The 13,964-nt window shown below is 58.2% G+C and carries 9 protein-coding genes and 3 pseudogenes; 11 read left to right on the forward strand and 1 reads right to left on the reverse strand.

All coding sequences use genetic code 11. The annotated features are described in order from the left end of the window. Window positions 1-835 precede the first annotated feature (835 nt). From hisC to NP503_RS32020, 3 genes and pseudogenes are all read left to right on the forward strand, one after another. Window positions 836-1,966, forward strand: coding sequence for a histidinol-phosphate transaminase (gene hisC / locus NP503_RS32010; RefSeq protein ID WP_063169376.1), 1,131 nt, complete (start codon window positions 836-838; stop codon window positions 1,964-1,966). A gap of 71 nt (window positions 1,967-2,037) precedes the next feature. Then, window positions 2,038-3,072: an LLM class flavin-dependent oxidoreductase gene (locus NP503_RS32015; RefSeq protein ID WP_063169375.1), complete on the forward strand. Its 1,035-nt coding sequence runs from the start codon at window positions 2,038-2,040 to the stop codon at window positions 3,070-3,072. A gap of 254 nt (window positions 3,073-3,326) precedes the next feature. Continuing rightward, a pseudogene (locus tag NP503_RS32020) lies at window positions 3,327-4,529 on the forward strand (IS3 family transposase). On the opposite strand, the pseudogene NP503_RS32025 reads toward NP503_RS32020, so the two are convergent. After that, window positions 4,524-4,665 (reverse strand): annotated as a pseudogene (locus NP503_RS32025) (IS630 family transposase); the annotation flags it as partial. The pseudogenes NP503_RS32020 and NP503_RS32025 sit on opposite strands and share 6 nt — an antisense overlap. Before the next feature lie 369 nt (window positions 4,666-5,034). Here NP503_RS32025 and queC point away from each other — a divergent pair. The 8 genes and pseudogenes from queC to nifK all read left to right on the forward strand — a co-directional run bounded on the left by queC (window position 5,035) and on the right by nifK (window position 13,952). Beyond that, the gene (gene queC, locus NP503_RS32030) at window positions 5,035-5,733 is read left to right on the forward strand and encodes a 7-cyano-7-deazaguanine synthase QueC (protein ID WP_063170389.1); all 699 of its coding nucleotides are present in this window, start codon (window positions 5,035-5,037) and stop codon (window positions 5,731-5,733) included. Then, window positions 5,733-6,089: a 6-carboxytetrahydropterin synthase QueD gene (gene queD / locus NP503_RS32035; RefSeq protein ID WP_063169374.1), complete on the forward strand. Its 357-nt coding sequence runs from the start codon at window positions 5,733-5,735 to the stop codon at window positions 6,087-6,089. The genes queC and queD overlap by 1 nt, the downstream gene beginning before the upstream one ends. 5 nt (window positions 6,090-6,094) lie before the next feature. Then, window positions 6,095-6,820, forward strand: a complete 726-nt coding sequence (gene queE / locus NP503_RS32040; protein ID WP_164548811.1) for a 7-carboxy-7-deazaguanine synthase QueE — start codon at window positions 6,095-6,097, stop codon at window positions 6,818-6,820. Between the two features lie 770 nt (window positions 6,821-7,590). Next, window positions 7,591-8,343 (forward strand): carbonic anhydrase, encoded by a 753-nt coding sequence (locus tag NP503_RS32045; protein ID WP_063169372.1) that lies wholly within the window; start codon window positions 7,591-7,593, stop codon window positions 8,341-8,343. Window positions 8,344-8,503: 160 nt separating this feature from the next. Beyond that, window positions 8,504-8,700: pseudogene (locus NP503_RS32050) on the forward strand (7-carboxy-7-deazaguanine synthase QueE); the annotation flags it as partial. A 1,097-nt stretch (window positions 8,701-9,797) separates the two neighbouring features. Then, the gene (gene nifH / locus NP503_RS32055) at window positions 9,798-10,691 is read left to right on the forward strand and encodes a nitrogenase iron protein (RefSeq protein ID WP_024505261.1); all 894 of its coding nucleotides are present in this window, start codon (window positions 9,798-9,800) and stop codon (window positions 10,689-10,691) included. 87 nt (window positions 10,692-10,778) lie between these two features. Continuing rightward, window positions 10,779-12,281 carry a nitrogenase molybdenum-iron protein alpha chain gene (nifD, locus tag NP503_RS32060; RefSeq protein WP_024505262.1) on the forward strand — a complete coding sequence of 501 codons (1,503 nt, stop codon included), beginning with the start codon at window positions 10,779-10,781 and terminating at the stop codon, window positions 12,279-12,281. 129 nt (window positions 12,282-12,410) lie between these two features. Then, window positions 12,411-13,952 (forward strand): nitrogenase molybdenum-iron protein subunit beta, encoded by a 1,542-nt coding sequence (gene nifK, locus NP503_RS32065; RefSeq protein WP_024505263.1) that lies wholly within the window; start codon window positions 12,411-12,413, stop codon window positions 13,950-13,952. Window positions 13,953-13,964: the final 12 nt, after the last annotated feature.

Genomic DNA, 13,964 nt, shown 5'->3' on the forward strand with positions numbered 1-13,964 from the left:
ACGCAGCGGTGTGAGACGGGCATTCTTGTGGATGTTCATTCGGACCCTCCGATGGATGCTGAAGCGTGGTAACTCCAGTCTCCTCGGTCCGGTCCGAATGGACAACCTCTCGAAAGCTCACACCTAGTGCCGGCAGTGGCACCGCTGTTGTCCGTCGACAGGTCCCGCGCTTGCTCGGTGCGACCAACAACCTTAAGCGCTAGGGCGTAACCTGACCCTGCAAGATCTCCTCACCGACTATAAGGTGCGCCTCACGATCTGAGACGATGGGACAGGATGGCTAAGGAGGTGCGCCGTCTTGCATGCCCCGCCAGCGAGGCGAACCCTCTCGGCTACGCGCGCCACCAGCGACGCTCCATATCGTCAGGCCTGCGTCTCATGCTCAGATGAGCCGGTATTTGGCTCTCTCATCAGCAAACCGAGAGAGCCCATGCCAAGACGGAAGCAAGCAAGACGAACGAGCGTCAGAGATATCCTGCGCCTGACCCATAAACAGGGCAGTCCGGTGGGCCAAGGTGGCAGAGCAACTGAGGTTCGGCAAGACTTCGGCTTCCACCTATCTGCGGGCGCTGGAGACGGGCTGTCGTGCAGGCCCTGCATGCGGCTTTGAGGACGATGCGATGTTGAAACACCGTCTGTTGCGCCGAATCGGCCGTCGGCCAAACGTTGGGTCGTCATCAGGTTCTCGACAGCTTCCCGGTGTCAAATCCAAACCGTGGTCGGCGATCCCCACCAGGGTGGGAAGGCAGCGCTGATATAGCCGAACGTCGATCAAGTCACGATCAACGATTGCCTCATGTCACATGCCCTGCGGGACTGAAAAACGGAGAAGAACATGTGCGATGCAAAACTGAAGACCGTGCTTTCGCTTTTTTCGCCGGTGGCCAGCAAATTAGATGCTCTCTCGTCCAACGGACCAGCGACGGATGCAAACTGCGTTAAGCTAAATACGAACGAGAACCCGTTTCCGTTGCCGAAGAGCGTAATGCAAAGTGCAATTGCTGCGATCGAACACCAGTATCTTTATCCGGAAGACGACAATCTCAGCTTAAGGGCAGCTGCCTCCGATGCTTACGGATTTTCCAAAGATCAGGTGATTGCCGGCAACGGTTCGTCGGAGCTGCTCGGACTCATCTACAGAGCTTTCCTCGCCCCAGGAGATAGAGTGGCAATGCTGTCGCCCGGATTTTCGTTCAACCGTAAACTTGCCATGTTGCAGGGTGCCGAGTTTCTCGAAATCGCATCGAGCGAAGCTCATCCCCTGCCGATAGAAAAACTGCTGTCCGGCCCCGCAAAAGACGCGAAGTTCATTCTGTTGGCTAATCCGAACAATCCGACCGGAACATTCGTGCCGGTGGCCGAAATCGAACGCCTTGTGGAGCAAGCAGATCGCTTGGTCGTCTTGGATGAGGCCTACGTTGACTTCGCACCCGACAATGCCCTGCGCCTCGTCAATAGACATCCGAATCTTTTGATCTTGAGGACTTTTTCAAAGAGCTATGCTGCCGCTGGCGTGCGAGTCGGCTTCGGTTTCGGTCACCCAGAAATCATTGGCAGGCTGCGCAACATCCAGAATGTCTTCAACATGAACGTGATCGGGCAGGCGGTCGGGAAAAGCATTCTTGCGCATCGCCACGCCTACGAAGAGAACCACAGGCACATCAAGCATGAACGACAGCGAGTGACCCTGGCGCTGTTGCAACTTGGCTTTTCCGTAACACCCTCCCACGCAAACTTTTTGCTGGCCCGTGTGCCGGCGGGACAGGAGGGCTCATGCTGGCAAGCCGCGTTGAAAGAGCAGGCGATCCTCATCGCCAGCTTTCCTGACGTAGATTTGAAGAACTGTATTCGCGTCAGCATTGGCACCACAGAGCAGATGGACAAATTCCTTGCTGCCGCCGAACGCGTCTGTATGAACTTTAAGAAGGATCGCGGTGCTCACAAGCATGAAGTCGATTCACATTAATCATCAAGTAATGATATGTCGTGAGCTATGATGATTAGCGAATAAATATAGGTAATTTGGAGAACAATTAATTGAAGAAAATTTCCGCTTCGGGCCTGACCTTCGGCATCTTCGATCATCTGGACGAAAACGGCGATGACATCGCACAACAATATGCAGATCGGCTGAGCCTAGCAGAAGCGTGCGATGGCTATGGCTTTTATGCGTATCATCTCGCCGAGCACCACTGTACGCCGCATGGCAGAGGTCCATCACCGAATTTGTTCTTAGCGAGCGTCGCCCAGCGAACCCGCAGTCTTCGTGTTGGTCCCATGGTAATGCTACTTGCGCTCTATCATCCGCTGCGTGCCTTCGAGGAGATCTGCATGCTTGATCAGTTGAGCGGCGGCAGGCTTGAACTCGGCATAGGGCGCGGCTCTGCTCCCACTGAATTGGGATACTTCGGGGTTGCTGTAGAAGCAGCACCAGAACAGTATGCGGAGGCCAGTGAGATTCTCATCAATGCGATGAAAGGCGGGACGCTTTCTTATCAGGGCCGCCACTTTGAGTTGAAAGATGTTCCGCTGACGTTGAGACCTCACCAATATCCCCGTCCGCCGACATGGATCGCCACCAATCGACCCGAGCCGGCTAGCTGGGCCGCTGCGAATGGGGCAAACATCGCCTGCGTCGGACCTTCCACTTCTGTTCGCAGCGTTACCGACGCGTTCCGCGCCGCCCGAATTCACGATGCTGACATTGGCCAGCAAGCGCCATTTCTTGGATTGCTCCGAATGGTGGTGATAGGGCGTTCTGAAACAGATGCGTATTTGCTCGCAGCACCTGCCTATGAACGATGGCTCAATAGCTTCAAATTTCTATACGAACTAAATGCCATTTCCACTCCACCAAACTTGCCTTTGAACTTCGATGCAGCAATTGAAAGTGAATTGTGCGTCGTGGGAACGGCAGATTCTGTCCGAAAAGCTCTCCTTGATCAGCTGGAAGAGGCAGGTGCTAATTATCTTCTGTGTCAACTGGCATTTGGGGATTTGCCGCTGGATGCCTCACTATACACCGCATCGGCCATTGGATCCGAAATCATGGCTCGAGTTGCCGCATCGTGAATCCGTCGTGTGATTGGAGGAGCAGCGGCAGCGCTGCTCCTCATTGCGAAACGGTTGTGGGGGCCGGACTCCTGTGTCAGGTGTAAACCATTGGAGCACGTCCTATCTGATCCAGGTCATATCCTGCGGCTTTGAAGTAGTTGGCACATTCGGCTGGGGTGAAGAGGTCGACGACCGCGCCGAGGCGTCCTGACCTTGCCCCTCTGATCTAATCCGGTTTGAAGTTCGTTCTGGCCCATCCAGAGGACCAGGACATGAAACGCAGCCGCTTCTCTGAAGAGCAGATCATCGGAATTTTGAAGAAACACGAGGCCGGGGTATCGGTTGGCGATCTGTGCCGCAAGCACGGGGTCAGCGACGCCTCGATCTACAATTGGAAGGCCCGCTTCGGCGGGATGGATGTCACCGAGGCTCGGCGACCTGAAGGCGCTGGAGGACGAGAACACGCGCCTGAAGCGGCTTTTGGCCGACGCCATGCTCGACAATGCCGCGTTGAAGGACCTTGTGGGAAAGAAATGGTGACGCCCGCCGCCAAGCGGAAAGCTGTCGCTCGCCTGAAGGAAGGCTTCGGGATGAGCGAACGGCGGGCGTGTAAAGCCATCGGCTGTTGCCGCATGACGGTTCGCTACCAGACCAGCAGGCCGGACGACCGCGAGGTTCGCGAGCGGATGAAGGCCGATCGCGCAGGAGCGTCGCCGGTTCGGCTACCGGCGTCTTCTCGTGATGCTGAGGCGGGAGGGCCTGGTCGTGAACCACAAGAAGCTGTTCCGGCTCTATCGGGAGGAGAAGCTCGCCGTCGCCGCCGTGGCGGCCGCAAGCGGGCGATCGGGACCAGGGCGCCGATGCTGGTGCCGCTGAGGCCCGACGAGCGCTGGTCGCTCGACTTCGTATCGGACCAGCTCACCGACGGGCGCCGCTTCCGCATCCTGGCCGTCGTCGACGACTGCACGAGAGAGTGCCTCGCACTCATCGTTGATACGTCTCTCTCGGGCATGCGGGTTGCCCGCGAATTGGACGGCTCATCACCGAGCGGGGCCGGCCCAGGATGATCGTCAGCGACAATGGCAGCGAGTTCACCTCGAACGCCATCCTCTCCTGGGCGGATCAGAACCGCGTCGAATGGCATTACATTGCGCCCGGCAAGCCGATGCAGAATGGCTTCATCGAGAGCTTCAACGGCCGACTGCGCGATGAACTGCTCAACGAGACGCTGTTCACCTCGCTGGCTCAGGCGCGCGTAGCCATCGCCCTGTGGCACGCCGACTACAACACCGCGCGGCCGCACTCCCCCCTGGCAGACCCCGGCCAAGTTCGCCAGCACCTTCAATCCGCGACGGTCGCTCGCGCTGCGCTATGCCAAAGGCTCCGCGCCAGCGCCCGTCGCTTCACCCGCCCAGCAGGGCACAACCCACGCCGGAAACGAACTCAAAACTGCTGGGGCAACGTCAGTCCCATAGAGCCTTGATGGTTATCTCGGCCTTTGCTCGCAGCAGCGCCTTAGGTTGGGCGAAGGCGTTCTCAATCGGATTGAAGTCGGGACTGTAGGGCGGCAGTTAGAGCAGGCTCGCCTGCGGCCTCAATCGCGCCGCGCAGGGTTCTCCAGGCGGATGTCGCCAATGTCAAATTTGCTGGCATCCATGTCGCCCTCGCCAACCGCACAAGCGAAGGCCAGAAAGCCAACATGTGTTCTGCGGCTTAATTAAGAGTCAGCCGATGTCGGCCGAACATCACCTTGTCTCGAAGTCGACGATCGGACAGCAGGTTGCGAAAGTTGGCGCGATGCGAAACAAACTGCTGAAGCGCTCAACTTTTATTGATCACGCGTGTTGGACGCGACGCACTCCCGTTCCAATCGGGCTGAGCGCAAATTCTCCCGGTTCACAAAACTGAGTCGCTGGAGTAGTGGGGGCGCAGAGAAATCTCCGGTCGCAGCCTTACCCGGTCAAAACAAGGATACCAATGATGAAGACTCTCGCCGTCTGCTCTGGCGGATTGGACTCCGTTTCCCTTGCTCACATGGTGGCAGCGGAGCACGAACTCACCGGCCTTCTATCTTTCGACTATGGCCAACGGCACAGGAAGGAATTGGGCTTCGCCGCTCTTTGCGCGCAGCGACTGAAGGTCCCGCACCAGATCATCGACATCGGCGAAATTGGCCGTGGCCTTTCCGGCTCAGCGCTGACTAGCAGTATCGACGTGCCGGACGGCCACTACGCCGAAGACACGATGAAGATTACGGTGGTGCCGAACCGCAATGCCATCATGTTGGCAATCGCCTTCGGTCTCGCCGCCGCCCACAGCGCCGAAGCGGTGGCGGCGGCCGTGCATGGTGGGGACCATTTCATCTATCCCGATTGCCGTCCGGCCTTCATTGAAGCTTTCCAGACAATGCAAGACCGCGCGCTCGACGGCTATGCGCAGATACGCCTCTATGCACCGTATGTGAATCTCGGAAAAGCTGACATTGTTGCGGATGGCGCAAGATACGGCACCCCGTTTGCTGAGACCTGGTCCTGTTACAAGGGCGGCGTGCGTCACTGCGGACGATGCGGGACCTGCGTCGAGCGGCGCGAAGCGTTCCATCTCGCCGGGCACGCTGATCCCACCGACTACGAGGACGCCGATTTCTGGCTTGAGGCGCTGCGCAGGAGGCGCGCGTAATGTTCCACATCAGCAAGGAATTCCACTTCTCGGCCTCGCATCAGCTCACCTCCTTGCCTCCCAACCATCAATGCGCGCGCCTGCACGGGCATAACTATGTCGTCGTAGTGGAGCTGTCGGCCAAGGAACTGGACGCCCACGGCTTCGTGCGCGACTATCACGATCTGGCGCCGCTCAAACGCTACATTGACGAGAGCTTCGACCATCGGCACCTCAACGACGTGCTGGGACATGAGAAGGTCACGGCGGAATGCCTGGCCAGACATTTCTATGAATGGTGCAAGGCACGTCTGCCGCAGACCGCGGCCGTGCGCGTTAGCGAAACACCGAAAACTTGGGCGGAATACCGTCCGTGACCGACATGCATCCCGCAATCCGTGTGAGCGAGATATTCGGGCCGACTATCCAGGGCGAGGGCGTGCTCATCGGCTTGCCGACGGTGTTCATCAGAACCGGCGGATGTGATTATCGCTGTTCATGGTGCGACAGCCTTCACGCGGTGGACAATCAGTATCGCCATGAATGGCTACCGATGCCGATCGATGCCGTGTGGCAAACCGTCCATGCGCTTTCCGGCGGCAGGCCGGTTATGGTCTCCTTGTCAGGCGGCAACCCGGCCATTCAGCCGTTCGGTCCCCTCATAGAACGAGGCCATCGCGAGGGCTATCGTTTTGCACTGGAAACGCAGGGTTCCGTGGTGAGGGAGTGGTTTGCGGATCTTGACGTGCTGACCCTTAGCCCAAAGCCGCCGTCCAGCGAGATGACGACCCGTTGGGCTGCGTTTGATGCATGCCTCGAAGCGGCGCAAGAGAAGCCGCAAATCGTGCTCAAGCTCGTCGTTTTCGACGAGAGTGACTATGCCTACGCCAAAGAAGTCGCGGCGAGATATCCGCACCTTCCGATCTATCTGCAACCCGGCAATCACACGCCGCCGCTCCCTGGCAGTGAAGACGCCTCTGTCGACTTGGACGGAATAATGATGCGAATGGAATGGCTTGTCGAAAGGGTGACTAGCGACAGGTGGTTCGAAGCCCGCGTGTTGCCGCAGCTGCACGTTCTGCTTTGGGGTAACAAGAGGGCGGTCTAGTCTGTGGCTTGCGTCGCACCGGAAGGCCGGGCTCCAACGGCTTGGCAGGCTCTCTTCGCGTGCCGAGTACAGCCGAGCTTTGTTCGCGTCAGCGGTCTCGCGATTGTGCGGCTGGAAACCGCCCGGACACCCCGCTGCCGGCGTGTGTCACCTTGACTCCGATGAGCTGTCGTCACGCAAAGTTGAAATCCGCAAGAACTGGCCTTCTCGCCCCACCTGCTCCGTCGCAAGCACGTCATCCCCTCATCCTTGTCCAGCTCTTATCGATGTATCTCATTGTCCGGCCTGACGCACGACTGTCAGCATGGGAATGCATCCATTGCGCAAATGCCTTCCATAAAGAAGATCGATTTCCTCATTGGCCCAACGTGAAATATAGCAACGTTTTCGTGGCGTGGGTCGGCTGCGTCGGGAGTAGCGATGAAAACGTATTGGGGTCGCCTGCGTCTCCTTGGGCAGCGAGTGTAAAGTATAGCGATGCGGCCTCCGGCGCGAACGGCAGCCGCGCAGTGATCACCTTCGCCTGTGCCTTTGCGGCGGGGGTCAAGCGCTGGTCTGCTAAAATTTTTTATCGTTTAGCTGGTTGAAACTGCCCCCGTTGCGGGCTGCAGAAGCCGGCCAGCCGAGAAACGGCAGCCGCACTTATGAAAGCACGCCAAGGCGTGCGGGCATCTATCAGTTGCAAAGGACAATACTGGCCGCGCCGATTGGCCATCACGCGTCCATTAGGGCAGCCACCAACATCAGTTCGCAAGAGGAGCAAAAGTAATATGTATCGTCGTCACCTGATCAAAGGGTTGGTTGCGCTCGGCGCATGCCGGATTTGCGTTCAAGCCGCCCAAGCGACCAGTGCCCATTGGGGGTACACCGGTCCGGTCGGACCGGAGCACTGGGCTGATCTGGATAAGGAAAATTTCGTATGCTCTGCCGGCACGCAGCAATCGCCGATCAATATCAACAGCGCGGTCAAGGCGGATATCCCGCATATCGCCATCGGCTGGCACAAGGGCGGCGGCAATATGGTGAACAACGGCCACACCATTCAAATCAATATGCCACAAGGCAGCACGCTGACCCGCGGCGATCGTGTCTACGAACTGGTACAGTTCCATTTCCATGCGCCAAGCGAACATCACGTGGCGGGCAAGAGCTTCCCGATGGAGGTGCATTTCGTTCACAAGGACACGCAAAGTGGTACTCTGGGCGTGCTGGGCGTCTTTTTAACGCCCGGCGCGACAAATGCCAGCTTTGCTGCCCTTGCTGCGGCCTTTCCCGAACTGCCGAATGGGGAGGTGACGATCGACGAGGTGAATCCCAACTGGCTTCTGCCAGCCTCGCTTGGCTATTGGACTTATGAGGGCTCACTGACGACGCCGCCGTGCACCGAAAACGTCGAGTGGATGGTGGCGATGGAACCGGTTGACGTTGATCCGGCAGACATCCAGCGATTTGCCTCACTCTACCCGTCGAACGCGCGCCCTATTCATTCACCCAATCGACGCTTCATCCTGCGCCAGAGTTGAGCGCCGCCCCAGCGGTTCCGCACGGTCCAACATTCTTGGCACAAGTTGGCGCGAAGCCTCCTCTTCCGGTCTGGCGGTCTGACGGCGCTCCCCAAGCTGGCTAGTCTAAATGATAGGGATTCGGTGCCGACACCACTCGTCCCAAATACGTCGCGGCGAGGTTTGTCTGCAACCCGGCAATCACACGCCGCCCCGCCGTGGTAATGAAGACGTCTCTGTCGAGTCCGACGGAATATGATGCGCATGGAACCGCTGGTAGAAAAGGTGACCAGCGACAGGTGGTTCGAAGCCCGCGTCTTGCCGCAGCTGCACGTTCTACTCTGGGGTAACAAGAGGGTAGTGTATACCTTCTCCTAGCTTCGCCGCCAACTACTCGGTTTTCCGAATTGCTCTCTATATTCTTGAAGACGATGCGTTCGTTAAAGACATGTGCTGCGCACCTGGTGTAAAAGCTGCTCTCATCATGCAGAGGTCAAGCCAGTCGGGCTCATCCGAGGCTATGGCCGTGAGCACTGTTCAGTTCGGCAGAGAGGGCGCTTTTGTACACACTTTGCGATCGTGGCGGCCCCGTGGGCAGATCTGCAAGCTGCCGCGACACTAACCTCTCGAAGCCCGCCCGCCCGCCTTTCGTGCAGCTTCCTCTGAACAAAACCACCGCTCGCCCTTCAATAGGTTGATGCGTGTCTCCCAGTAAGATTCCTGTCCAAGAACGTGATAATCTTCTTGCCAGTGTTGTAGCTGATGTTGCCCTTGATGCCGCAGCCTACCGCGGCGGGACCAAACTCAATGGCAAGCAGGCCGGCTAGGATCGTGCAGCCAGTCGCGAGCCTCGCCCACAACGGGGTCTCACGCGCATGAGGGCGCCGACCATGGGTTCGGCGGTTCATACGCGTATAACACGTATCTTTCTGAAAAAATCAATGCTCTCGGCTAAGCTACTGAATTATTTGGCTTCCATATAGCGCGTCGGCGGAACCAACTTGTAGACGGGCTATGAAAGGTTAAGCGCGGATGTCTATCGGCCGCCGGCGTTCCCGCTCTGTAAGCCTGCCTGAACTACCCGCGCCGCGGTCAAGCCCCAGGCTCCTGCTCATCCAGCGACCGCCCGATCAATGGCAGGCTGGAAAGACAAGAGCCGATGTCTTCCGATGGTCTCGCCATCAGCTTTGGGCTAACTTCCCCATTCTCCCGCTTCGAGCTCGACACACGGCGGTTTGGATGGCGCACGACAATCTGTGTCGGCTTTGTCGTGTCCGTGACAGACGCCTGAAAGGCCCGTTCGCGCGTTTTGCCGCCGTCTAAGCGGCTGGAATTTAATGACAAAGTTTCTTCTGGGATCGGCCGATCACGCTGGTACGCTTTTTGCGATGCTTGGTGTGAGGCGGCACGAGCTGCCTATCGGCACTTGTGTCGCGGGCAGTCGCGATAATTAGAACGAAGGAAGGAAAGCTATTATGTCAGGTCTGCGTCAGATCGCCTTTTACGGAAAAGGCGGCATCGGCAAGTCCACCACGTCCCAAAATACGCTCGCTGCCCTTGTCGACCTCGGGCAGAGAATCCTCATCGTAGGATGCGACCCCAAAGCCGATTCCACACGCTTGATCCTGAATTCGAAAGCTCAGGATACCGTCCTGGATCTCGCCGCACAGGAAGGCTCGGTGGAAGACCTCGAACTCCAGGACGTGCTCAAGGTGGGCTACAGAGGCATCAAGTGCGTGGAGTCCGGCGGCCCCGAGCCGGGTGTCGGTTGCGCCGGCCGCGGCGTCATCACCTCGATCAATTTCCTCGAGGAGAATGGCGCTTATGACGATGTCGATTATGTCTCCTATGACGTCCTCGGCGACGTGGTATGCGGCGGCTTCGCCATGCCGATCCGCGAAGGCAAGGCCCAGGAGATCTATATCGTCATGTCCGGCGAGATGATGGCGCTCTATGCCGCCAACAACATCGCCAAGGGCATCCTCAAATATGCCCATTCGGGCGGTGTGCGGCTGGGCGGGCTGATCTGCAATGAACGTCAAACCGACCGCGAACTCGATCTGGCCGAAGCACTGGCTGGCCGATTGAATTCCAAGCTCATCCACTTCGTGCCCCGCGACAACATCGTCCAACATGCCGAACTCAGGAAGATGTCGGTGATCCAGTACGCGCCGGACTCAAAGCAGGCAGGGGAATACCGCGCTCTGGCCGAGAAGATCCACGCCAATTCGGGCCAGGGTACGATCCCGACGCCGATCACCATGGAGGAGCTGGAGGAGATGCTGCTCGACTTCGGCATCATGAAGACCGACGAGCAGATGCTTGCCGAGCTTCACTCCAAGGAAGCGGCGAAGGCGGCGGCCCAGTAGTGACATTAGCGCTGCCATGAATCGGCGCGCCTTGCAGAGAACGGCGCCTATTCTTTGAGGCGTCACCCAACCTTGAAAGGGGGACTCATGAGCCGGGAATACGAGAATGACGGTGCTCTTCATGCGAAGCTTATCGAAGAGGTGCTGTCGCATTATCCCGACAAGGCGGCGAAGCGCCGCAAGAAGCACCTCAACGTCGCAAAGAGCGGCAACGAGGCTGGCGGGGAAAGCGAGGTCCTTTCCGAATGCGACGTCAAATCGAACATCAAGTCCATTCCGGGGGTGATGACGATTCGCGGCTGTGCATATGCTGGTTCGAAAGGCGTGGTGTGGGGGCCAGTCAAGGATATGGTCCATATCTCGCACGGCCCGGTCGGCTGCGGCCAATATTCTTGGTCGCAGCGCCGCAACTACTACGTCGGTACAACGGGCGTCGACACGTTCGGGACAATGCAGTTCACCTCCGATTTCCAGGAGAAGGACATCGTCTTCGGCGGCGACAAGAAGCTGGAACAGATCATTGACGAGATTGAAGTCTTGTTTCCGCTCAACAACGGCATCACCGTGCAGTCCGAATGCCCTATCGGCCTGATTGGCGATGACACCGAGGCCGTTTCTCGCAAAAAGACCAAGGAGTATGACAAGACGATCGTGCCGGTACGCTGCGAGGGCTTCCGCGGCGTCTCGCAGTCGCTTGGCCACCACATCGCCAATGATGCAATCCGGGATTGGGTCTTCGACAAAAAGGATGTCAAGTTCGAGGCCGGCCCCTACGACGTCAACGTCATCGGCGACTACAATATCGGCGGCGATGCCTGGGCCTCGCGCATACTGCTTGAGGAGATAGGGCTGCGCGTGGTTGGCAACTGGTCGGGTGACGCCACACTCGCAGAGATCGAGCGCGCCCCGAAGGCTAAGCTCAATCTTATCCACTGCTACCGGTCGATGAATTACATCTGTCGGCATATGGAGGAAAAGTATGGCGTCGCCTGGATGGAGTACAATTTCTTCGGTCCCTCCCAGATCGAAGCCTCTCTGCGCAACATAGCCAAGCATTTTGGGCCGGAAATCGAGGAGAAGACCGAAAAGGTCATTGCCAAGTACAGGCCGCTTGTTGATGCGGTCATCGCCAAGTACCTGTCGCGCCTGGAAGGAAATACCGTGATGCTCTATGTCGGCGGCCTGCGCCCCCGCCACGTCGTCACGGCCTACGAGGACCTCGGCATGGTCATCGTGGGCACCGGCTATGAATTCGCCCACAGCGACGACTATCAGCGCACCGGCCACTACGTGAAGAACGGCACGCTGATCTACGATGACGTGACCGGCTATGAGTTGGAGAAATTCATCGAAGGGATTCGCCCAAATCTGGTCGGCTCGGGAATCAAAGAAAAATACCCGGTGCAGAAGATGGGCATACCGTTCCGCCAGATGCATTCCTGGGATTATTCAGGCCCGTATCACGGCTACGACGGCTTTGCCATTTTCGCACGTGATGTGGATCTCGCCATTAACAACCCGGTCTGGGACCTATTCCACGCGCCTTGGAAAAGAAGCCGGGGCGATGAGCGGGCGATGGCTGCCGAATAAACATTTGCTTCAGCCCCAGTCTCCCACTGAGACGGTGAACTCCCGCGGCCTCTGATCCGCCGGAGCCTGGAACGTCTTGACGTCCTGAGCTGCCGTCCCGCGCAGCCAGATGCAAAAGAGGTAATCATCATGCCGCAGTCGGCTGAAAAAATTCTCGATCACGCTCCCCTGTTCCGCGAGCCGGAATACAGAAAGATGCTCGCTGAGAAGAAGCTAAACTTCGAATGTCCGCACCCCGATGAAATCGTTTCCGATCAGCGCGATTTCACCCAGACGTGGGAATACCGCGAAAAGAACCTCGCCCGCAAAGCGCTTGTCGTGAACCCGGCCAAGGCCTGCCAGCCGCTGGGTGCGGTATTCGCTGCCGCCGGCTTCGAGCGAACCATGTCCTTCGTCCACGGCAGCCAAGGTTGCGTCGCCTATTACCGCTCGCACCTGTCGCGCCATTTCAAGGAGCCTGCCGCGGCGGTCTCCTCCTCAATGACCGAGGATGCGGCGGTGTTTGGCGGCCTGAAGAACATGGTCGACGGGCTCGCCAACACCTACCAGCTCTACGACCCCAAGATGATTGCCGTGTCGACGACCTGTATGGCAGAGGTCATTGGCGACGACCTGCACAGCTTCATCCAGAACGCCAAGGACGAAGATTCAGTCCCGCGCGACTTCGACGTGCCCTTTGCCCACACCCCGGCCTTCGTTGGCAGTCATGTCGACGGCTATGACAACATGGTCAAAGGCATTTTGGAGCACTTCTGGAAAGGTCAGGAGCGTACGCAAATCGAAGGAACCATCAACATCATTCCGGGCTTCGACGGCTTCTGCGTCGGCAACAACCGGGAGCTCAAGCGCCTGCTCGATGTAATGGGCGTGTCCTATACATTGATCCAGGATGCCTCTGACCAGTTCGATACGCCTTCGGACGGTGAATACCGCATGTATGACGGGGGCACGAAGATCAACGAGGTGAAGAAGGCCCTCAACGCCGAGGCAACGCTTTCGCTGCAGCATCACAACACCCGAAAGACACTGGGCTATTGCGAGGAGGTCGGGCAGGCGACGGCCTCGTTCCACTATCCGCTCGGCGTTCAGGCGACGGACGAATTCCTGATGGAGGTCGCGGCGATTTCCGGCAAGGAGATTCCCGAGGCAATTCGCCTCGAGCGCGGCCGACTGGTAGACGCCATGGCGGACAGCCAATCCTGGCTGCATGGTAAGAAATACGCCATCTACGGTGATCCCGACTTCGTTCACGCAATGGCCCGCTTTGTCATGGAGACCGGCGGCGAGCCAACCCATTGCCTCGCCACCAATGGCACCTCGGCATGGGAAGCCGATTTGAAGAAGCTGCTAGCATCCTCGCCTTTCGGCAAGGCTGCCCAGGTTTGGGCGGGCAAGGACCTGTGGGCGCTGCGCTCGCTGCTCTTTACCGAGCCGGTGGACCTTTTGATCGGCAATTCCTACGGCAAGTACCTGGAGCGCGACACCGGAACGCCGCTGATCCGGCTGATGTTTCCGATCTTCGATCGGCACCATCATCACCGCTTTGCGCTCTTTGGCTACCAGGGCGCGTTGCGCGTGCTGACGACGATCCTCGACAAGATCTTCGACAAACTCGATCGCGAGACGAGCGAGACGGGTGTGACGGATTATTCCTATGACCTCACGCGCTAAGAGCCGTGGCCG

It is taken from the genome of Mesorhizobium sp. SEMIA396, assembly GCF_024518615.1.
GTDB lineage: Bacteria > Pseudomonadota > Alphaproteobacteria > Rhizobiales > Rhizobiaceae > Mesorhizobium.

Bases quoted from the DNA above. Each gene is read 5' to 3' on its own strand.
- hisC (WP_063169376.1), top strand. From the start codon at position 836: ATGTGCGATGCAAAACTGAAGACCGTGCTTTCGCTTTTTTCGCCGGTG.
- queC (WP_063170389.1), top strand. From the start codon at position 5,035: ATGAAGACTCTCGCCGTCTGCTCTGGCGGATTGGACTCCGTTTCCCTT.
- queD (WP_063169374.1), top strand. From the start codon at position 5,733: ATGTTCCACATCAGCAAGGAATTCCACTTCTCGGCCTCGCATCAGCTC.
- queE (WP_164548811.1), top strand. From the start codon at position 6,095: ATGCATCCCGCAATCCGTGTGAGCGAGATATTCGGGCCGACTATCCAG.
- NP503_RS32045 (WP_063169372.1), top strand. From the start codon at position 7,591: ATGTATCGTCGTCACCTGATCAAAGGGTTGGTTGCGCTCGGCGCATGC.
- nifH (WP_024505261.1), top strand. From the start codon at position 9,798: ATGTCAGGTCTGCGTCAGATCGCCTTTTACGGAAAAGGCGGCATCGGC.
- nifD (WP_024505262.1), top strand. From the start codon at position 10,779: ATGAGCCGGGAATACGAGAATGACGGTGCTCTTCATGCGAAGCTTATC.
- nifK (WP_024505263.1), top strand. From the start codon at position 12,411: ATGCCGCAGTCGGCTGAAAAAATTCTCGATCACGCTCCCCTGTTCCGC.